A 20758-nucleotide genomic window follows, 5' to 3' on the forward strand; every position below is an offset into this window, starting at 1 on the left:
TAAACGTTTACAAATGGCTTCACTTACTTTTCATAAAACTCTATAGGTAAGTCGTCTGGGTCGGCAATAAAGGTGAATCGTTTATTGGTAAACTCATCTACACGAATAGGTTCTGCTATTACATCGTGTTTTTTACAATGTGCAATTATCTTTTCTAAATCATCTACTTCAAAAGCTATATGACGCAAACCACATGACTCTGGTCTAGATGGTCTTTTTGGCGGATTAGGGAAAGAGAACAATTCAATAACATACTCCCCTTGTAACGCCAAATCTAATTTGTAAGATTGTCGCTCTTCGCGATAAACTTCACGAATAACTTCTAAGCCTAAAGCCTCTGTATAAAATTTTTTAGAAATCTCGTAATTAGAGCAGATGATGGCGGTGTGGTGTACTTTGTTCATTGGTTTCAATTTAGAATTATTTTTCTAAAAGAAGGTTAGCTAGAAAATTTAAAAAACAAAAAAGGGTGGTTTACATCGTTGTAAACCACCCTTGATATTTTGTAAAAAGTGTTCTTATAATTTATAAGTAATTCCGATTCTACCTCCACTTACAACATTTCCGCCACCAATTTGAAGGTTGATTGCAAAGTTGTCATCGAAGAAATAGCGACCACCAACTTGTAAACCTATACCGAAACTATCTGCACCACTATAATCAACAGTACTACCGTTAATTTTAGTAGACCAGCTATAGTATGTTAAATTAGCTCCTGCATATAAATCCCACTGACTTGGAATTTCAAATACTTCATTAAAGTGATAATTACCATTACCAGTAACACCGAAGATGCTACTTTTAAAATCACTACCTAAACCACTGCCATGATTATAAGTTTGATAAGATAATTCTCCACCTACAGATATGTTCGGTGCAACACCATATTCTAATCCTGCATAGATAGGAACCCCCCATCCTGAGAAACCAACTCCTGCATTTGCTTGTAAAGCTCCTTCTTCTAATGGTGATTGTGCGTACGTAAAGCCAATTGTAAACAAGGCTAATAATAAAGTGATTTTTTTCATGGTTAATGTTTTGACTAACAATTAGTTAATTAATGTTGTTTGTGATTCTTAAATTGTAAATATCTGCGAAAGATAATTAATTATTTTAATTGTCAATGTTTATTAATAGTCTAATTATATACGTTGAAATTTTTGCTAGTCGTTAGTGAGGTTATTATCTAAATATCCATTTATTAGGCTTGTAATAGTATCATACTTAAACTTTAACTAATCCCGACCCTCATATAATTCAATCGCTTTCAAATAATTCGTTGCTCCAGTCATGGTCATATCATTAACAAAGCCATCTAGTTCAGGATGATTTGTTTTGATATAATTTACTAAAGAATCTTTCTGTTGATTCCAATTTTTCCAATTTACACCAATGTAATCGAGCTCTTCAAGTTTTGTGATTTTACCTGCAGTAAAAGAGACCTTAACCTTCAGCTTTAGCGGATTGTTCTTTAAAAAGGCATTGCGGATGTTCTTTTGACTGATGGTCGCAATAAGGTGATCGTTATCTTCAACCAATTCAAGTATTTCATATGACGGATTAAAAATGGAATCCCATTTATAGAATTCATTAAAACTATTCTTATCAAATGGCATAACAAAATCACCGGAAACTATGGTAATGCTGTCATGAATTACTGTTTTTAGCTTTTCGAAATCGCCAGAATCAAAAGCTTTATAATATGTAGTAACAGTTTCTTTACGACTTAACTTCTTATTGCCGCAACCGAACAATAATCCTATTACGAATAGCATAAGAAATGTGTTTTTCATTATTTCTTTAGTTTAACGATTCTACCATCTTTTTGATCTTCACCGCTTTTTCAAAATGGTCTAATTTGTGTTCTAAAATCCACCATTGAGCCACTTCCATCAAAAGCTCAGGATTGTCGTTTTTGTTCTTAAAAAATGCATAGAAAGATAGTCCAACGTTTTCTCCCTTTGCAGTAATCTTAGCATCACAGACTTCAATGATTTTTGCTTTAATTGCTTGGGTCATTTTTAAAATTCTTCATTAATTTCAGTTAAAAATCTTTTAGTCAGGGATTTTTCTCTCCTCACTCCATTGAAATTTTCATAAGTCTCTTTGGAATTTTCTATTGAGATAATTAGTTCGTCATCAATTATTGACCATACTCCATTCTTTGTTTGGTCAACAGTCGGTTTCTTACTATATGGATTGTATATCCACATCCATTTTGCATTTCCATCATCTGAAAGAACATAGATTTCAGCGAATTCTATCGAATTTGTATCGCTAACGTTGACTATGTAATTTCCAGCATGCTTAGTCCATAACAGTTGTTTTTTATTAGTAAAAATCGAATCAGATTTAATTCTTTCAAGTAAAAGATTCTTTTCTATACTATCTATTTTTTTAATAAGTGTTCTAGCCTTTTCATAATCTTTATGATTAGATTTCAACATGTTCAATTGATTTTTTGCTAATACATAATTAGATTTAGAAAATGATTTTTCAGCTAAATTAAAATAATTCGGTTCCTCTTCGTGACAAGCTGAAAACACTATAAATAGATATGCGATAAAAATTTTTCGATTCAATTTCATATTGAAAATTTAGGTGGTCTTAAATTAGGGGTTTAATTAATTTAGTATCTTCAATTTGTGTTTTTGTAACAACCCAGCTAAATTATCTTTAGAGAATATGGCTCCTGACATAGAATTATTATCAGGGTCAATATTGAAATTTATTGCCGAACTAAAATCCGCTTTTTCAAGATTGGTTCTTGAGAAAATAGCACGTTCTAGATTGCATTCATCAAATTTTGATTTGCTTAAATCGCAATCTCCAAAATCTACTTCTTCCATTTTACAAGAGACAAAAACCTGACTCACCAGTTTTAAATCGGTAAAAATGGAGAAACTTAAATTGCAGTCAAAAAAGGAAAAGTCCATTAAAAAAGTATTGCAGGTATTAAAAGCTAACCCCATAAGTTTGCAATGGGAAAATTTCACATCTTTGAACGTGGTATTTACAACATTTGCATTGCTCAAATTACAATCTATAAACTCGCACTCTAAAAAGGTTTGGTTGTCTACATATCCCTTAGAAAAATCACAACTTTCAAAGGTGCAATTCTCATACTCCGCTCTGGGTAGTCTGGTGGCTGTATAGTTTTGACCTTTAAAAGTTTGATCTAGTATTAATTTTTCCAATTCAATTTTAGTTTTGTGCCTGTGGTAAAATGATTGCTGGTATTTCTAAGCTCTGAAACATCGTGTTATACGCTTTCATTTCAGTATTGATAATTGCATTATGCTCTGTTTTAAAGGTATTCCACATTGCTAATAAATCTTTTAATCGCTCCTTTGCACCAGCAGTAACCTTTGGTTCTACAGCATCAATATAACCTCTTAAATTCAATAATTGTGAATTCAGTTTATTTTCAAAATTAATCACGTCTTGAAAGGTTTTCTGGTTAGGCTGAATCAGGTTTTCTTGCCAAGTGGTTATGCGTTTTGTTAAAGAATCGCCTTGTGTTAATAACGCTTCTGCTTTTTCATTATCTGTAAGTAATTTATCATATTGTTTTAATTGCGATTTTGCCGACTGCATATCGTTTACCGCATTGTGCATTTCTACTACGGTAGCTTCAATGGTTTTCATCATTTTTTGTTGTTCTGCATAGTCTGCCATGCTTGCTTTTACTTTTGGGTGAGGTAAAATGGTTACGGTTGTTTCTGCTGTTTGCTCTCCTAAGGTCAATTTTAACTTATAATCACCAGGACCAACAGTAGACCCGTTTAATCCGCCAAGAACAAAAACCTTTTCCACTGCAGGTAAAGGCTCTCTTTTAAAATCCCAAGTAAAACGGTTATATCCTTTTTTTGAAGCTAAAATAGCTGGCTTTGCCGGACCGCCTGGCCAAGATTTAAATTTTTTGTCTTTTTGGTTGGTTATGGTTCTAATTACCTTACCATCTTTCAGTACTTCTAATTTTAATTGGGTACTGTCTTGTGCTTCGCTTAAATAATAATCGAAAGTTACTCCGCTTTTTGGATTGCTGCCCAAACCAGGAAGTGGTTTTTCACTAGAACCGCCAATAAACAAATAGGTGTCCTTTGGTTTAAAAATGTTTATGTCTTGTTTCGGAGTAGTAGCATTTTGTAAAGCCGCTAAGTCATCTAATATCCAAAATGCGCGACCAGCCGTTGCAGCAACCAAATCATTGTCTTGAATAACTAAATCATTAATAGGAGTTAAGGGTAAATTTAATTGTAATGGCTGCCAGTGCATACCGTCATCTAACGAAACAAATAAGCCAGTTTCTGTACCTGCGTATATCAATTCTTTTACCTTTTTATCTGCACGAACCACACGTGTAAATGTATTGTCGCCTGTGATGCCATTGGTGATTTTTGTCCATGTAGTTCCGTAGTCCGTTGTTTTGTAGATGTAGTTGGCAAAATCCATCGACTTGTATCGCATCAAAACAATGTAAGCTGTTGCGGGATCATGAGGAGACACTTCAATACTGTTTATGATACCTTCTTTTGCACCTGCGGGAGTAACATTTGCCCAGTTTGCGCCACCGTCTTTGGTTACATGTACCAAACCATCATCACTACCAGACCAAATTACACCTTCTTCATGTGGAGATTCTGTCAAGTAAGTTAGGGTGTTATATATTTCACCACCAGCAGCTTCATTGGTAAATGGACCACCGCCAAGACCGTGTTTGTCTTTTTCGTCTCTAGTTAAATCCGGGCTAATAACTTTCCAACTTTGACCTTCATCCGTAGATTTGAAAACAACATTACCACCATGATAAATGGTTTTTCTGTCGTGTGGAGAGGTAATTATCGGTGCATTCCAATTGTAACGGTACTTTGCATTTTCTGGTGATATACTTAAGCCTAATTCAGGGTATTCTTTAATAGGTTTAGATTCTTTGGTATTTGCATCCCACTTATCAATATTACCTTGGTACGTTCCACCATATATCAATTCAGGATTATCTGGGTCAAAGGCTAAAAATGCGCTTTCGCCACCAGCAACGGCATACCAATCTTTCCAGTCGATACCACGATCATTTGTTCTAGAGGCAATCGCTACGGTAGAGTTATCCTGTTGACCACCGTATACGTTATAGGGTACTAAATTATCTGTAATTACCCTGTAGAATTGTGCTGTATTTTGGTTCTCTTGTGAGCTCCAACTTTTTCCACCGTTATTAGAAACATTTGACCCTCCATCATTAGAGTTGATCATACGTTGATTGTTCAAAGGGTCTATCCATAAATCATGATTATCACCGTGTGGTGTTGGTAGGGGTGAAAAAGATTTTCCACCATCTATTGATTTTGTTACAGGTGCATTTAATACGTAAACGATATCTTCATTTTGGGTGTCGGCAAAAATCTCCATGTAATACCAAGAGCGTGTTATATTGATACGGTCTTTATTGATTAAGGTCCATTTTTTACCGGCATCGTCAGACCGATATACGCCACCTTTTTCTCCCTCTGCTTCTATTACAGCAAATACACGTTCTGGGTTGGCTCTAGAAACGGAAATACCTGCTTTACCCATTTCTTTAGGTAACCCTTCTTTTAACTGTTCCCAAGTTTCACCGCTATCTGTAGATTTGTAGATGCCCGAGTTTTTTCCGCCAGATTCCATCGTCCAAGGAAAGCGTCTGTGCTGCCACATAGCTGCATATAAAATGGTTGGGTTGTTCATATCCATAGATAAAGAAGATGCCCCAGTAATGTTATCTATAAAAAGTACATTTTTCCAAGTTTCGCCACCATCGGTAGACTTATAAATACCTCGTTGAGAAGAAGGTCCGTATTGGGCACCTTGTGCGGATACAAAAATGATATCGGGGTTGGTAGGGTCTATAATAATATCAGATATATGTCTAGTTTCATCAAGCCCCATTTGCTTCCAGGTTTTACCTGCATCGGTAGATTTGTATACGCCGTCGCCCATAGAAGTCATTACACCACGGGCTGCATGTTCGCCCATACCTGCTATTACAATGTTAGGGTTGCTTTCAGATACGGAAATGGCACCTACAGTAGCGGTTTTTAAGAATTCGTCAGAAATATTCTTCCATGTAATTCCGTCATCCGTAGTTTTCCATATTCCGCCACCAACGGTGCCCATGTAATAAATCATGGGCTGACCTAAGACACCGGTTGATGCTACACTTCTTCCACCCCTAAACGGACCAATATTTCTCCATTTTAATCCTGTAAATAGAGAGTCTTCTAGTTTAACGGTTGGTTGGGTGATTTTACTTTTTCTTCGTTGAGATTGTAATGCTAACGGTGCCATAATGACGAGCACGAGCAAAAGTCTGATGATTTTCATGGTGTGGTCTGTATTAGTTGTTGAATAGGGAAGATAATAAAAGGCTGTGTAAAATGATAGTCTATAAATTGAATTTGGTTATTCTAAGTTTAAGGGGGTGAATTTTATGGTTTTAACCAATATCAATTTGCTAAAATGACAAATTGGTTTTAATGTTGGCAGTCCTTTTTTTTTCGCTTTTATCTGGTTAAGTTAGGAGGAGTATGATACACCAAAATAGAGTTTTAAAGCAAGAAATAACTACTGAAAAATTAAAAGAATATTTCCCGAACGGAGCGTTAAAAACATACGCTAAAGGATATGCCATCAGTTATATTCATAAAAAAGTAAGAACGTTTAGATGGCTTATAGAAGGTAGTGTCAACTATTACATTTCACTTGATAATCCTGAAAGTGATATTCTCGTTTGCCAAAACTCAGAACCTTTTTCTACTATTGGTTTAAACGGATTCAATACGCCCAAAAGATTTACATATAAAGCTACGGTTGCTTCACCAAAAGCATCTTTTTTTGAAATTCCATTTCATGAGCTAGACACGTATTTAAAAAAGGGGCATCAGAATATTTTACTGAAAAATATTGGTTCAAAATTGTACCGTGTATTGCATACTGCCCTAACGAAGCAAACCGAATTATTGAGTCCCGTAAGGTTTCAGCCTTTTGTTGAAGACCGACAGTTTTTTATTTCTCCCGTTTCTGAACAAAAAGAGATTGTTTCTTTAATGCGACGATCACCATTTCTAGATTATTTTGAAGAGAAAAATTTAATGGCTTTAGCTGCGTTGGCAGAACGTAGGGAATATGAACCCGATGAGGTTTTATATGTACAAGACGGTTCTAGTAATGGGTTGTTTATTCTCATTCACGGAGAAGTTACCATTAAGCGAATAGAGAACACAATTGAAATTAAACAACGATCTATTAAGAACTCAGGGTTTGTATTTGGGTGGTCATGCCTAATGAAGGAGAAAGATATTTGCTCTGCTATTACAAACACGAAGACCTCTGCTTATTTTATTCCTGAAGGAGATTTAATGAAATTGTTTCAAATTGATGATGCTTTTGAAGGTCAATTTTATCAGCGATTATTGTGGCTTATGGGCAATCAGCTAAATGCTGCTTTTGTACGTTATGTTGGCTTGTTGGGCAAGCACAATCTGCAGGCCGTTTATCAATTGATAAAGAATAATAAATCTCGCCTATTATTATCATCGCCTTTACACCAAGTACCACATTTACTAAAAAGTAATACCACCAAGCAGTTTGCTTATGATGCCTTAACAGGTTTGGTTAAAAATGGTACTGCACTAGAACGGCATATTGCCTCATTAAGTTTAGAACTGCTGGGCGAAGATCAAAAAGAGCATGAGTTTATAAGCGGCTTACAACAGATTTATGAGAATGTAGCAGAAAAGAATAGTAAAGATGCTGAGCAAAATAGAAAGGTTTGCGCTGAGTTGACCATGAAGGTGTTTAAAAACGTACCCTATATTATTGAAGGATGGGATAATTTGCCTAATGATACCGGTAATATTTTTATTTATAACCACTTAATCAATGACCCACATTATACATTAAATAATAATTTTCAGATTACCCTAGATTCTCATTTTCTAAGTGCTATGGTTTTGTATAAAAAATACGAAGAACCTGGTATTAGAACAGTTAGAATAGGGCAGGGACAAGAATACGGTCATCAGAATTACTACGACAACCTGGGCTATATAAATGTGTATACCAAAGAATCTGATGAAACTTCTAGTAATAGAAAAGAAGAGGCAAGAAGTATTTTTTACAGTGAAGCGTCTAAACATTTAAAACAGAAATACAACTTAATTATAAGTCCTGAAGGTACCTCTTATAGAACAGACGAATCTCCCGGTCCTTTTAAAATGGGCGCTTTTAAATTGGCATTGCATAGGGATCCAGAGCCTTATATAATACCTGTAGTCATGGTAAATTTTGATCATAGAATTGGTAAATCTTTATACTACTGTGCCATTAAAGAACCTTTTTTGCTAAGTGAAAAAGTACCTTCTAAAAGCAATAAAGATTTATATGCTTTTATGGAGCAATACCAATTAGAATACCAGGGCTATGTCAAAGAAGCTATTGAAAGAGCTGAACAGTTAAATGTATCTAGTTCGGGTGCTGATAATTTAGAAGAGCCACCTGCTATTTGGTGCAATGAAATAAAACGACTTAAAAGACGCGTAGCAAAATTACCTACCCAAGAAAACTTGATAGCTTTCTACGGAAGTTCATCGGTACGTTTATGGGTAAATATGAAGCGAGATCTTAGTCCTTTTAATGTGGTGAATCTTGGTTTTGGTGGATCTACATTCGCTTGGTGTATTCATTATTTTGATGAGATATTTACAGAAGCTAATCCGTCTAAAATAGTACTGTATGCAGGAGAGAACGATTTGAATAGTGGTAAAACTCCGCAAGAGGTACTTTCTGGATGTATGGAATTAGTAGGATTGATTCAAGATAAATATCCTGATGTAGAATTGGCATTGATCAGTCTTAAACCTAGTGTAGAGCGTGAAGCTTTAATTCCGTTAATTATGGAAACTAATTTAATGTTGTCCAAGTATTTTATTACCGAATTAAATGCACAATACATCAATGTATTCGCGCAAATGATAACTACCGATAATAGACCGATACCGGAATTATACCTTTCTGACGGATTACATTTAAACAAACAAGGCTATGCACTGTGGAGTACTGCAATTAAGAAAGCACTACAAGCAGCGGATAGCCTGGAGCTTGAAAATCAATTATAGATTAATTATTCGTCTTGCCCACCTTTGCGTTGTGGTGATCTTGGTGTTGGCCATTCTCCTTTTTCACCAGATCTAGGGTTAATACCTAACACTGCTTTTTCACGTGATGTTTTCTCTGGATCTTCACAAGCCATATACGTAAGAATAGCCGTTAGAATAGCATTGTTACGTACGTCGTCGAATACTATCTTGTCATACGTATCTAGATTGGTGTGCCATGTGTAATTCCAATAATCCCAACTAAGAGAGCTTAAAGAAAAAGCAGGTGCACCAGCAGCAACAAAAGAGGCATAGTCAGAACCACCACGCCCAGGTGATCCCGGGAAGGTAGTTTCTATTTCATTTTTATACGTTTCTGGTACGGCTTCTAACCAACGCCCTAAATAATCATAGGCATGAAGAAAACCTTGTCCCGATAAACGAACAACACGACCGGTACCATTATCTTGATTGAAAACAGCTTGTACGCCGGCTACAATTTCCGGGTGGTCTTCAACAAATGAACGAGAACCGTTTAAACCTTGTTCTTCACTTCCCCAATGTCCTATCAATATCGTTCTTTTCGGATTCGGATATACTTTTTTAAGAATTCGAGCAGCTTCTAACATGGTAATTGTGCCTGTACCGTTATCTGTTGCTCCCGTTCCACCATCCCAAGAATCGAAATGAGCAGAAAGAATTACATATTCCTCTGGAAATTCAGTGCCAGGTATGGTTGCTATGGTATTGAATGTTGGTACCACGCCTAGGTCTTTAGATTCGGCTACTATTTTAATTTTAGTGTCTGCACCATGTTCAACCATTCTGTACAGCATTCCATAATCCTCTAAAGAAATATCCACTGCAGGAATTTTATCAGTACCTGCACTAAATATTTTGTTAGCGCCAAAACCTTCAGACCATCTTGACTGTGCAATACCTACGGCGCCTGCTTTTTCAAATGCAGCATTGATATTTCTACTCGTGTAGCCTGTATTGTTAATATTCTGTCTCCATATTTTTTCGATAGAATCGCGCTCCGTTTTCATTTTCTCGAAGGATGATTTTGTTGCGTATTCTTCCCAGTTTTCATCTGGTCTACCTGTAGGTTGCAGCATGCTAACCATAACTATTTTTCCTTTCACATTAGGAAGCCATTTTACAAATGATAAGGAATCTTTGAAACTTGGCAATGTTATTAAAGATGCGGTAACACCTTTAGAACTTGTACCTGGGTTCCATGCCAATTGTGTGGCGTGAAGCGAAGCTACACGGGGCGATACCATATCTACGTGCGTGATGCCTCTCTGCCAACCTTTCCAAGTTCCCCATTGTTGGTTTTCGGCAGCAATACCCCATTTTTTATAGGTATTTATTGCCCAGTCATGTGCGGTTTTCATTTCTGGTGTTCCAACTAAACGTGGTCCGTTGAGGTCCATTAATTCGTAGGCTAATTGCTCTAATTGCGAGTTTTCAACGCCTTCTTTTTCAATGGCATTGACAATGTCTTCTGTAGTTTGTGAAATTGCGATGGTAGTGCATAGAAAGTATGCACAAATGAGTAGTCCTTTTTTCATGTTCAAGATAGTTTGTTAGTTGAACTAAGGTACTCATTTAAGGATAGAAGATTGCTGTTAAAATTTGTCTGATTTTTGAAGGAAGAGAGGTAAGCTTTCCTTAATTAAATACGACCATCCTGCCTCGCCGCTTTCTCTTTTAAATTCTGGAATATGTGTTAGAAAATCTTTTGTGATTTCGCTTGTGACCGTAAGTAGTGTTTGATGCTCCTTCTCATATAGCTCAAATGTAGAGATGCTTTCTCCTGGGTATTCATTGAAGGTCCAAGTGTAACTAATTCTAGATTTTGGAATAGCGGTCGTTACAATCCAATTATGAGTAAAGTTTCGACCACCATTCGTAATTAAAAAGCTAGTTTTAAAAGACACCTCTGGCTTAAAATCAGGAATAACATCGAAATACCATTGTCGCATATCATCTACATTGGTCAATGCTTTCCATACCTGCTCAATTGATGCATTTAGAAGTTGTTCTATATGTATGGATTGATTGTCTCTCATAAAATGTTATTTAAGCTTATCGTCCAATGCCAAAATAGTTTGCAATAGTACATTAGCACCATTTGCCATGTCAACCGCAGAAGTAAATTCTTTTGGAGAATGACTTATTCCGTTTTTACTCGGTACGAATATCATTCCGGTGGGTGCAATAAGTGCCATGTCTTGGGCATCATGACCCGCGCCACTTGGCATTGATTTGTAACTCAATTCAAGAGATTGAACACTTTTTTCAATTTCAGATTGTATGGTTGAATCCATGATGGCTGGGTCTGCTGTGGTATCCAATTTGTTAAAAGTGATTTCTACGCCAGATTCCTTACTAATTTCTTTAGCTCTTTTTTCAATAGCAGTATATAATTTTTCTATTACCTCAGAAGATAAATCTCTAATTTCAAGACTCGTAACTACATGACCTGGAATTACATTAGGTGCTCCTGGTTCTGACTTTATTCTACCAACAGTTGCAACTTGTGATCCATCAAAACTTGTGGCAACCTCATTGACTGCTATAATGAATTTTGAGGCTGCTAATAATGCATCTTTTCTGGCATTCATTGGTGTTGTACCTGCATGATTGGCAAAACCGTTGAATTCAACATCCCACCATTTTAACCCCACAATACCTTTTACGATACCAATCTCTAAATTTTCTTTTTCAAGAGTACCACCTTGTTCAATGTGTAGTTCTATAAAGGCAGCAACGTCTCCTTTTTTACGAGCCACTTCTGCAAGCCTAGTGGTGTCTCCACCTAATCTCATCATACCTTCGCCAATGGTGTACCCTGTTGAATTTATAACCCCAAAAGCACTTTTATTCAAATGCCCGGCGATTGCTCTGCTACCTACAACACCACCTTCTTCATTAGAAAATATGATAATTTCTAAAGGATGTTTGGTTTTGACCTTATTTTCATCAAGCACTTTAATAACTTCCAAAGAAGCCATACTGCCAACACAGCCATCATAATTACCACCATGCGGAACACGGTCTATATGTGAACCAAATGAAATAGGTTTCATATTTGGTTTTGTCCCTTTTCGTATCCCAATTACGTTGCCAGCAAAATCGATATGGGTTTGAATGCCCATAGCTTTTAATTGCGCAATAACCCATTGCTGGGCAGCAACATCGGCATCACTAAAAGCAACACGTTCGGTTTCGCCATTTTCTTGAATGCCAAACTGGGCAAGATCTAGAATACGCTTTTCTAATCGGTCTTGATTCACCGAGATTTGAGCAATACCTAATAAAGGACTAATAATTAAAAGTAAAGTAATTATATTCTTATATTTTTTCATGATCCTATATGGTAAAGCGTTTTTATCTCTCTTGGAATATTTCAAAAATGGTGTATACTTTTGAGATGTAGTATACACCTAATAATTTATGTATTAGAATTTTTATTAGTTATCCTACCCATTCTATTTTTCTGTGCGATCCATCGCAAAATGGTTTGTTTTCTGAAACTCCACAACGGCAAAAACCCGTAGTTCCTTCTTTTGTAACAATTTCGCCCGATGCTAATTGAATTTTTAGATTCCCTTTTATCTTTAGCGGTCCGTTATTAGCTACAATAATATCTGTAGTGCATTGGTCTTTGTTTTCTTCCATAGTTTTTTTAATGTATTATTATAATTTGTAAAAAGTGAAATAACACCCTTTATTTGAAAAGTACAAGTTATCACAATTTTAAATTGAAATTTGAGGTTGTATATTTATTGCTGAATAAAACTGATTTTAAGCTAAAATCAAGGTCAATAAATAGATGAAAAAAGAATTAAATATAGCGGATTGGAATAGGGCAGGTCATTTCAAATTTTTTTCACAGTTCAGTGAGCCTTTTCATGGGGTAACCGTAAAGGTAAATTGTTCTAAAGCTTATGATTATGCAAAACAATCTGGTAACTCATTTTTCTTGGTTTATTTACATAGAACATTAAAGGCGGCTAATGCCATAACTCCATTTAAATACCGAATTGAAGATGGTAAGGTGTTCGAGTATGATTATGTGCATGCATCGCCAACCATTGGTAGAGATAACGGAACATTCGGTTTTTCTTATGTTGAATATAAGAAGTCGTTCAATGAATTTAGAGACGCTGCCAATAAGGTAATCGAAGAGGTGAAAAAATCAACAGGATTAGAATTGCCAGAATGCGGTGTCAATGTATTACATTGCTCCAGCATGCCGTGGCTCGATTTTACTTCGGTTTCCCATGCGCGGCATTTTGAATTTGCAGATAGCTGCCCTAAGATTTCATTTGGTAAAATGACGGGTGAAGGTGAAAATAGATTTATGCCAGTATCAATACATGTGCACCATGCTTTGATGGATGGGTATGAGGTTGGTTTGTTCGTTGCCGAATTTCAACGTTTAATGTCTTTAACCGGTGAGGTTTAAATTTAAATAAGGAATTGATAAATTAGATGTGAGGTATTGCTTGTTCATTTGTTAAGTTTTTAAAGCTTAAGATGAACTCGGTACCCTTATTTATTTCACTCATACAAATTATTTCTCCACCGTTCATTTCTACAAAATCTTTTGTTATCATTAAACCGAATCCGGTTCCTTTTTCACCAATTGTTCCTTTTCTAACGGTAGGACCGCTATTATTTTCCGTACTGTTTTGCCAGTCGGTATTCATACCTAATCCAAAATCTTTTACTCTAATTTCTACTATAGTTGGGGTGCATTGAGATGATAGAATTATTCTTTTACCATTTTCACTGAATTTAATGGCATTTGATAATAGGTTTCGTAAAATAACCTTTAACATGTTCGGATCAATGAATATACTTTGGCACAGAATCTCTTGTTCTACAGTAATATTTTTATCTTTTACTGCCCACTCAAATTCTTTGATTACCGTATTGAATATATCATTTAAATCGCATTGCTCTTTATTGACCTTAACTCCTTCCATTTGTTTATATGACCAATCTAACAAAGTATTTACCATAGATACTCTATCGTTTACATCGCTTTTCAATTTTGCGGTAATTTGTTTTAAAGGGGTGTCAACCAGTTCGTTTTCTATCAATCCAATTAATACACTAACATTATTTAAAGGTCCTCTGACATCATGCGTTAGTAGCGAGAAGATTTTGTTTTTTAGTTCGTTAACTGTTTCCAGTTCCTTGTTTTGAAACTCAAGTTCATTTTTTGCCAGCTGTAATTGTTTGGTCTGGCGATCAACTTCATATGCTAGTCTATTGTTGGCATCAACCTGTATTCTTTTGTTATCATCTTCAATTGATTTAAACTTAAACCCGATCAAAATGGAGAAAAGAAGTATCTGTAAGGTTATAAGAGTTGATGTTATCAATAATATATTGTCTGTTTTAATATTAAAAAAATAACCTAACAACCAAGTTCCTATATATAAAATAGAGGCTAAAAGATAAGGCGTGTAGGAATAGAGATAATATTTATTGAATTTTTCTGCATGAAATAATTTAATTCCAGAAATGATATTTAAGACCATGGTGGTTAAAGAAGTAATTGCGGCTATTAATTCTAATATTTTACTGAAAGAATTGTTCCCAATAAGAATTAAATAAAGAACGTGTATTATAGGTAATGTAATGGTAATGTACATTAGTATTTTATAAGCTTTGTGTAATTGAGGTTTGTTGTTCTCAGTTATATTGAGGTAATTTTTAGTAAAGATTAAAAACCCGAAAGTAGTTATCATAGCTGTGATCAACGAAGTGTTCTGAATCAGCTGAGAAAAGTTATCATCTGCATCGAATAATAATATGTAAAGTGTGAAATGCGCGGTTAAACCAACTAATATAATGCAGTAATACAGTATAACTTTGAATCTCAGAACCAGAAAAAGTAATAGGTGATAAATAGCGAAAAAACCGAATATTGCCGTAAAAATAAAAGTTTCTAGATATTTATAATCGATAATATTCATAATTACAAACGGTATATTAATTGATTTTCAAGCAGTCATTAAGATGACTTTTTTCAATACTAGACCATAACTATGTCATGGAGAAATCAGATTATAGATTAATATAATTGAAACGGGATATGTAAGAGCCTAATTTTCTGTTTTTAAGATAGAAAAAAAAGTCCATTTAACTAGATATGGGAATAATAGATTGTTTAAAATTTTTAAAAGTTCTATTTGTGATATGATGAAAATGTATTTTAGATGATATTCAACTTTACATTTTACAGATTATATTTATACTATGGCAAACTTAGAAGAGCAACTTAAAAACCCCGTTTGGTATTCATTAAGTGAAACACATAAAAAGTTTGTGGTCGAATTTGAAGGAGTGCAATTTTATGATCAAGAGGTATGCACTTTTGGGTCTTTTTTCGATGAATCTAAAACAGAAAAAGCTTCTAGTCAATATATAAAAACGACAGATAGTTTCTTCTTCGTTTCAGAGAATCAGACTCCGCTAATAGATGAAACTATAATTGCTCTAGAGAAGAAAATTGATGGTTGCCAAATGGTGTTAAAAGAACTTACAGAAGTTTCAATAACAGAAGATATTGTTTTACTGACCGATGAGCATATTGATGAAGTGTATAATTTAATTTGGTTAGTAATGCCTGGTTATTATCGTAGAAGGACTTTTGAAATGGGTAATTATTACGGAATTTTTAAAGACGGGAAATTAGTTTCAATAACTGGTCAGCGAATGCAAACGAATCTTTTTATAGAAGTAAGTGCGGTTGTAACACATCCAGATTATACCAGAAAAGGATTAGCAAAACAACTTATCGCTCATACTACAAAAGAGATTTTAAAAGTAAATAAAACACCTATTCTACATACCAATAAAGGAAACCTGGCTATACCTCTTTATCAGAAATTAGGATACAAATTAACCAGAGATATGAATTGGTGGACGTATCGTAGAATTGATTAATCCCACTTTTTACGTTTAATATTTTTGGTTTTATTCTACATTCTATTATGATTCAATAATTTAATTCTTTTTTATTTCATTTTAAATAATTTTAAATACCTGTATATAAGCATTATAAAAGTTTATAAACGACTGTAAGCGATAACAAACGATAGTAAGTGTTTACATACCGATTAAATTTTCAATGCTGTTCTAGGTTTGCAGTGTCGAGTCGAAAGGGCTTGATAGTATGAACTGTTAAACCATAAAAATTAGTAAGATGAACGCATTAAAAAACAAAGTACAGTTGATTGGAAATTTAGGGCAAGACCCAGAAATTGTAAACTTAGAAGGTGGCACTAAATTGGCAAAGTTTTCTATTGCCACAACCGATAGTTACAAAAACGCGAAAGGTGAAAAAGTAGATGATACCCAGTGGCATAATATTGTAGCCTGGGGGAAAACAGCTGAGATTGTAGAGAATTATTTAACCAAAGGAAAACAAGTTGCCGTGGAAGGTAAACTTACCCATCGTTCTTATGAAACAAAAGAAGGTGAGAAAAGATACATCACAGAAGTTAGATGTAATGAATTGTTGATGTTGGGGAAGTAGATGAAATCTTTACGAGGAAGTACGACGAAGTAATCTGTAAGTTGGGCAAACGAATTTTACAGATTGCTTCTTGCTTCGTAAATATCTAATCCTGTGAAAAGACCTGCTAAAGACATTTTCAAACACTATTTTTGCAAAACATGATTACAACAGAAAAAGACTTAATTCCATTATTAAAAAAGCATTTTGGTTACGACTCATTTAAGCCGAATCAATTATCAATAATTGAAGATGCACTTAGTAAAAAAGATGTGTTGGCGATTATGCCAACTGGTGGAGGTAAGTCCCTTTGTTATCAGCTGACGGCATTGGCTCTTGAAGGAACTGCAATTGTGATTTCTCCGCTAATTGCTTTAATGAAGGATCAAGTTGATGTGCTGAAGGCTAACGGAATTGCTGCCGAATATTACAACAGTTCTCAATCAGTAGAAACACAACAAGAAATTCTTGGGAAACTGGAAAGAGGGGAATTAAAATTATTTTATGTAGCTCCAGAAAGTTTGGGCTTTTTTAATAACATTCTTGGGAATCTAAAAATAAGTCTATTTGCGGTTGATGAGGCGCATTGTATTTCCTCATGGGGCCATGATTTTAGACCTGCATATACTCAGTTGGGCGGATTAAAAAGAAGGTTTCCAAATATTCCAGTAATGGCTCTTACGGCTACTGCCGATAAAACTACCCAAGATGATATTGCAGAGCAATTGCAAATTGGTAACGCCGAACGTCACTTGGCTTCTTTTAATAGACCTAATTTATATCTTGATGTAAAACCTGCTCAAGATAGAATTAAGCATATTCTCGATTTCTTGGATGACAGACCTAACGAAAGCGGAATCATCTATTGCCTTAGTCGAAAAAGTACGGAGTCTATTGCGGAGAAATTGCGCAATGCCGGTTTTAATGCAAAGGCATATCATGCGGGTATGTCTTCAGAAGAACGCTCTACTGTTCAAGAAGAATTCATTACCGACAAGGTACCTATTATAGCTGCAACAATCGCTTTTGGTATGGGTATCGATAAAAGTAATGTGCGTTGGGTCATTCATTATAACCTGCCAAAGAACATAGAAGGGTATTACCAAGAAATTGGTCGTGGCGGTCGTGACGGTCTCCCAGCTCACGCGTTACTATTTTATAGCTTTGCCGATGTTGCTCAGCTTCGTAGGTTTATAACTCAAAGTGAAAATGCAGATGTTGAATATGCTAAGTTAGAGCGTATGCAACAATTTGCAGAGGCATTAAGTTGTCGTAGAATAGCACTGCTAAATTACTTTGGAGAGCAGGTAACTGAAGGTTGTGGCAATTGTGATATCTGTAATGCTCCACCTGCTTATTTTGATGCAACGTTATTGGCGCAAAAAGTATGCTCTGGTGTTGCTCGTTTAAAAGAACGCGAACCAATGGGTATGGTTATCGATGTTTTAAGAGGTGCACAAAATGCTCAAGTTTTAGAAAAAGGCTACCAGAATATTAAAACATATGGTGCTGTAAAAGATGTCTCTTGGTTAGACCTGCAGCAATATGTTATTCAGTTATTGAACCAAGGGGTACTAGATATTAACTTTAGGGAAGGTGCAAGACTTGGGTTAACTGATCAGGCGAAAGAGATTTTGTTTTCAGGAAAAAAAGTTCAGTTAGCAGTATTGCAAAAAGAAACAGAAAAGACAAAGGCTGTTGCAAAATCACGAACCAAGAAAACTAATTTATTCGAAAAGCTTCGTTTACTTAGACAGCAAATTGCAACGGAACAGAATGTACCTGCCTATGTTGTTTTTGGCGATGCAAGTTTAAAGGATATGGAGGCTAAACTCCCAAAAAATAGGGAAGAGTTTATGCAAGTCTCTGGAGTAGGTCAGGCGAAATTAGAAAAGTATGCAGATGTGTTTATTGCTGAAATAACTAAAAATGCTCCAGCTAAGAAATCAAAAAAAGCAACTCACGATCAGACTTTTGAATTGTTCAGACAAGGGTTAACCGTTTCTGAAATAGCTACGTCAAGAAATTTGTCCGAGAATACGATATACGGACATTTAATGAAAAAGCACGCTGAAGGTGAAGATCTCGATTTAAATCAGTTTGTAGACGCAAAGGAAATAGCAGAAATAGAGAAGGCAAAATCAGAACTAACAGATGCTACAGGTCTAAAAGACTATTTTGAATTCTTTGAGGAGAAAATGCCGTATTGGAAAATTAAGTTTGCTTTGTATATGTTAGACTCTTAGAAATGGATAGTATTCCGTTTTAAAAATTGACGGTAACACCCAATTGCCCTGGTCCAAAATTAAGGTTCCAACTTACCATTTTTGATTTGTCGTTGTATTTTTCATCATATCTTTTGTCTAAATACCTATCTATAGATTCTACGGTGGCAATACTTATAGCAAAGGCAAAAACCATATCACTTAGATAATGTTGGCCATCCCACACACGAGAAATACCTGGAATTGCACCTATGGTGTAAATACCTGCTTTCACCCACGGATTTTTAAATTGTTTGCCAATTGCATATGCATTTGTAAAGGCTAGTAAAGCATGTCCAGATGGGAAAGAATGGAAATTTCTACTTGAATTAAACGGGTCAAAAGTATCTTTGCCCAAATTTGCTACTGGTCTTGCTCTACCCACTACTGATTTTAGTACCTGTTGTAGAAGTCCTGCTGAAGTTGCTGATGAAACCAATAGCACTCCGGTACGTCTTAATTTTTCATTTTTGGTAATTAATCCTACTGCATACACTCCTGATGTAGCTATGTAATTATTAGAAGGATTTCCGTAAAACTCACCATAATCACGCACTACTCTTGGAATACCTTCTCTATTGTTTCTAATAAAACGAGATGTTTCGTCATCTGCCAAATACACTAACCCGGTTCCTGCTACTACAGCGCCGAATTGAGCCCATTGATCACCTTTCCAATGAAAAGGGCGTGCATATGAATATCCAACTCCTTTAAACATATTACCCACATCGTACTTAAACATATTCCACCTTGTTTCGGTAGAATCTTTAACGGAGTCTTGAGCGTTTAACGAAATACAAAATGTTATGCTTAAGAGGATTATTAGTTTTTTCATGGCGTAAATTTAAAGTTCTGCTTTTTTATAATATAGTTAAAAGCTAACAATGTTTAACTCTAAAAATCTTGAAAGGGCTTAGAAATAAATGTTTTGTGCTAATCGAAACGTATTTGCATGAGCTTCAACTATAATTTTGATATCTGGCGAGTAGCCACCGCCCATACTACATTGCAAGGGTATATTTAGATTATGGCATGTGGTTAAAACAAATTCATCCCGCTTTTTGCAACCTTCTAATGTTAGAGCAAGAGTGCCTAATTTGTCACTATCTAAAATGTCAACACCACAGAGGTAAAAGATGAAATCTGGCTTAACGGTATCTATTAGTTTTGGTAAATTTTCTTTTAATATAGAAAGATAGGTGTCATCAGTAGTGCCCTTTGGCAAAGGAATATCTAAGTCCGACTTTTCTTTTTTAAACGGATAATTACTTTCGCCATGCATGGAGAATGTAAATACTGCATCATTCTTTTCAAATATTTCTGCAGTTCCGTTTCCTTGATGTACATCTAAATCTACAATGAGAATCTTTTTCGCAAAACCTTTGTTTAATAAATATTCAGCGCCAATTGCTTGGTCGTTCAACATACAAAATGCTTCACCATGATTACTATAGGCGTGGTGGGTTCCACCGGCAATGTTCATGGCAATTCCATATTTTAAGGCAAAATCGCATCCTTTTATCGTTCCGTCGGCAATAATACGTTCTCGCTCTACTAAATCTTCTGAGAGGGGAAAGCCTATTTTACGAGCCATTTTGGGCGAAATCATCATATTCAACAAATCATAGAAATACTCAGGGTCGTGAACAGCTACAATATGTTTGTCATTTGGAATACCTGGTTCAAAGAAATTCTCTTCTGTACAGGTGCCTTCATGAATTAATTGCTGCGGTAATAGCTCATATTTTTCCATAGGGAAACGATGCCCCTCTGGTAACGGATGTTTATATATAGGATGATTTGCTATTTTCAGCATC

At 35.4% G+C, this 20758-nt stretch carries 19 protein-coding genes; 5 read left to right on the forward strand and 14 right to left on the reverse strand.

The features are described from left to right. Positions 1-23 precede the first annotated feature (23 nt). The 7 genes from gloA2 to UH1x_RS10255 all read right to left on the reverse strand — a co-directional run bounded on the left by gloA2 (position 24) and on the right by UH1x_RS10255 (position 6360). On the reverse strand, positions 24-404 hold the full coding sequence (gene gloA2 / locus UH1x_RS10225) for an SMU1112c/YaeR family gloxylase I-like metalloprotein (protein WP_482626465.1): 381 nt from the start codon (positions 402-404) through the stop codon (positions 24-26). Positions 405-518: 114 nt separating this feature from the next. Next, positions 519-1028, reverse strand: coding sequence for an outer membrane beta-barrel protein (locus UH1x_RS10230; RefSeq protein WP_482626466.1), 510 nt, complete (start codon positions 1026-1028; stop codon positions 519-521). 207 nt (positions 1029-1235) lie between these two features. Beyond that, positions 1236-1793 carry a hypothetical protein gene (locus tag UH1x_RS10235; RefSeq protein ID WP_482626467.1) on the reverse strand — a complete coding sequence of 186 codons (558 nt, stop codon included), beginning with the start codon at positions 1791-1793 and terminating at the stop codon, positions 1236-1238. 7 nt (positions 1794-1800) lie between these two features. After that, positions 1801-2019, reverse strand: a complete 219-nt coding sequence (locus UH1x_RS10240) for a DUF6500 family protein (protein WP_482626468.1) — start codon at positions 2017-2019, stop codon at positions 1801-1803. Positions 2020-2021: 2 nt separating this feature from the next. Continuing rightward, entirely contained in the window at positions 2022-2588 is a 567-nt protein-coding gene (locus tag UH1x_RS10245) for a hypothetical protein (protein ID WP_482626469.1), read from the reverse strand. Between the two features lie 36 nt (positions 2589-2624). Further along, entirely contained in the window at positions 2625-3197 is a 573-nt protein-coding gene (locus tag UH1x_RS10250; protein WP_482626470.1) for a pentapeptide repeat-containing protein, read from the reverse strand. Between the two features lie 7 nt (positions 3198-3204). Continuing rightward, entirely contained in the window at positions 3205-6360 is a 3156-nt protein-coding gene (locus tag UH1x_RS10255; RefSeq protein ID WP_482626471.1) for a WD40/YVTN/BNR-like repeat-containing protein, read from the reverse strand. 203 nt (positions 6361-6563) lie between these two features. On the opposite strand from UH1x_RS10255, the gene UH1x_RS10260 reads away from it, so the two are divergent. Further along, positions 6564-9152 carry a cyclic nucleotide-binding domain-containing protein gene (locus tag UH1x_RS10260; protein WP_482626472.1) on the forward strand — a complete coding sequence of 863 codons (2589 nt, stop codon included), beginning with the start codon at positions 6564-6566 and terminating at the stop codon, positions 9150-9152. Between the two features lie 5 nt (positions 9153-9157). Here the strand turns inward: UH1x_RS10260 and UH1x_RS10265 are convergent, their stop codons facing one another. The 4 genes from UH1x_RS10265 to UH1x_RS10280 form a co-directional block, all read right to left on the reverse strand. Then, positions 9158-10708, reverse strand: a complete 1551-nt coding sequence (locus UH1x_RS10265) for a M20/M25/M40 family metallo-hydrolase (RefSeq protein WP_482621601.1) — start codon at positions 10706-10708, stop codon at positions 9158-9160. Between the two features lie 57 nt (positions 10709-10765). Continuing rightward, complete coding sequence (locus tag UH1x_RS10270) at positions 10766-11209, reverse strand: SRPBCC family protein (protein ID WP_482621602.1); 444 nt, start codon at positions 11207-11209, stop codon at positions 10766-10768. 6 nt (positions 11210-11215) lie between these two features. Then, entirely contained in the window at positions 11216-12508 is a 1293-nt protein-coding gene (locus UH1x_RS10275; protein ID WP_482621603.1) for an allantoate amidohydrolase, read from the reverse strand. Positions 12509-12617: 109 nt separating this feature from the next. Next, entirely contained in the window at positions 12618-12821 is a 204-nt protein-coding gene (locus tag UH1x_RS10280; protein ID WP_482621604.1) for a CDGSH iron-sulfur domain-containing protein, read from the reverse strand. Between the two features lie 154 nt (positions 12822-12975). Between UH1x_RS10280 and UH1x_RS10285 the strand changes: the two genes are divergently transcribed. Next, positions 12976-13611: a CatA-like O-acetyltransferase gene (locus tag UH1x_RS10285; RefSeq protein ID WP_482621605.1), complete on the forward strand. Its 636-nt coding sequence runs from the start codon at positions 12976-12978 to the stop codon at positions 13609-13611. A 22-nt stretch (positions 13612-13633) separates the two neighbouring features. Here the strand turns inward: UH1x_RS10285 and UH1x_RS10290 are convergent, their stop codons facing one another. Further along, on the reverse strand, positions 13634-15133 hold the full coding sequence (locus UH1x_RS10290; protein ID WP_482621606.1) for a sensor histidine kinase: 1500 nt from the start codon (positions 15131-15133) through the stop codon (positions 13634-13636). A gap of 283 nt (positions 15134-15416) precedes the next feature. On the opposite strand from UH1x_RS10290, the gene UH1x_RS10295 reads away from it, so the two are divergent. The 3 genes from UH1x_RS10295 to recQ all read left to right on the forward strand — a co-directional run bounded on the left by UH1x_RS10295 (position 15417) and on the right by recQ (position 18923). Next, on the forward strand, positions 15417-16106 hold the full coding sequence (locus tag UH1x_RS10295; RefSeq protein ID WP_482621607.1) for a GNAT family N-acetyltransferase: 690 nt from the start codon (positions 15417-15419) through the stop codon (positions 16104-16106). Between the two features lie 259 nt (positions 16107-16365). Continuing rightward, positions 16366-16698, forward strand: a complete 333-nt coding sequence (locus UH1x_RS10300; RefSeq protein WP_299319354.1) for a single-stranded DNA-binding protein — start codon at positions 16366-16368, stop codon at positions 16696-16698. Positions 16699-16838: 140 nt separating this feature from the next. Further along, the gene (gene recQ, locus UH1x_RS10305) at positions 16839-18923 is read left to right on the forward strand and encodes a DNA helicase RecQ (protein WP_482621608.1); all 2085 of its coding nucleotides are present in this window, start codon (positions 16839-16841) and stop codon (positions 18921-18923) included. Between the two features lie 19 nt (positions 18924-18942). On the opposite strand, the gene UH1x_RS10310 is transcribed toward recQ, so the two are convergent. Beyond that, positions 18943-19776 carry a phosphatase PAP2 family protein gene (locus UH1x_RS10310; RefSeq protein WP_482621609.1) on the reverse strand — a complete coding sequence of 278 codons (834 nt, stop codon included), beginning with the start codon at positions 19774-19776 and terminating at the stop codon, positions 18943-18945. Positions 19777-19854: 78 nt separating this feature from the next. After that, positions 19855-20757 carry a histone deacetylase family protein gene (locus UH1x_RS10315; protein WP_482621610.1) on the reverse strand — a complete coding sequence of 301 codons (903 nt, stop codon included), beginning with the start codon at positions 20755-20757 and terminating at the stop codon, positions 19855-19857. Between the last annotated feature and the right edge of the window lies 1 nt (position 20758).

This window comes from Maribacter sp. UH1, from assembly GCF_056839145.1.

Coding starts and splice junctions, on each gene's coding strand:
- gloA2 (WP_482626465.1), bottom strand. CDS start 404: ATGAACAAAGTACACCACACCGCCATCATCTGCTCTAATTACGAGATT.
- UH1x_RS10230 (WP_482626466.1), bottom strand. CDS start 1,028: ATGAAAAAAATCACTTTATTATTAGCCTTGTTTACAATTGGCTTTACG.
- UH1x_RS10235 (WP_482626467.1), bottom strand. CDS start 1,793: ATGAAAAACACATTTCTTATGCTATTCGTAATAGGATTATTGTTCGGT.
- UH1x_RS10240 (WP_482626468.1), bottom strand. CDS start 2,019: ATGACCCAAGCAATTAAAGCAAAAATCATTGAAGTCTGTGATGCTAAG.
- UH1x_RS10245 (WP_482626469.1), bottom strand. CDS start 2,588: ATGAAATTGAATCGAAAAATTTTTATCGCATATCTATTTATAGTGTTT.
- UH1x_RS10255 (WP_482626471.1), bottom strand. CDS start 6,360: ATGAAAATCATCAGACTTTTGCTCGTGCTCGTCATTATGGCACCGTTA.
- UH1x_RS10260 (WP_482626472.1), top strand. CDS start 6,564: ATGATACACCAAAATAGAGTTTTAAAGCAAGAAATAACTACTGAAAAA.
- UH1x_RS10265 (WP_482621601.1), bottom strand. CDS start 10,708: ATGAAAAAAGGACTACTCATTTGTGCATACTTTCTATGCACTACCATC.
- UH1x_RS10270 (WP_482621602.1), bottom strand. CDS start 11,209: ATGAGAGACAATCAATCCATACATATAGAACAACTTCTAAATGCATCA.
- UH1x_RS10275 (WP_482621603.1), bottom strand. CDS start 12,508: ATGAAAAAATATAAGAATATAATTACTTTACTTTTAATTATTAGTCCT.
- UH1x_RS10280 (WP_482621604.1), bottom strand. CDS start 12,821: ATGGAAGAAAACAAAGACCAATGCACTACAGATATTATTGTAGCTAAT.
- UH1x_RS10285 (WP_482621605.1), top strand. CDS start 12,976: ATGAAAAAAGAATTAAATATAGCGGATTGGAATAGGGCAGGTCATTTC.
- UH1x_RS10290 (WP_482621606.1), bottom strand. CDS start 15,133: ATGAATATTATCGATTATAAATATCTAGAAACTTTTATTTTTACGGCA.
- UH1x_RS10295 (WP_482621607.1), top strand. CDS start 15,417: ATGGCAAACTTAGAAGAGCAACTTAAAAACCCCGTTTGGTATTCATTA.
- UH1x_RS10300 (WP_299319354.1), top strand. CDS start 16,366: ATGAACGCATTAAAAAACAAAGTACAGTTGATTGGAAATTTAGGGCAA.
- recQ (WP_482621608.1), top strand. CDS start 16,839: ATGATTACAACAGAAAAAGACTTAATTCCATTATTAAAAAAGCATTTT.
- UH1x_RS10310 (WP_482621609.1), bottom strand. CDS start 19,776: ATGAAAAAACTAATAATCCTCTTAAGCATAACATTTTGTATTTCGTTA.
- UH1x_RS10315 (WP_482621610.1), bottom strand. CDS start 20,757: ATGCTGAAAATAGCAAATCATCCTATATATAAACATCCGTTACCAGAG.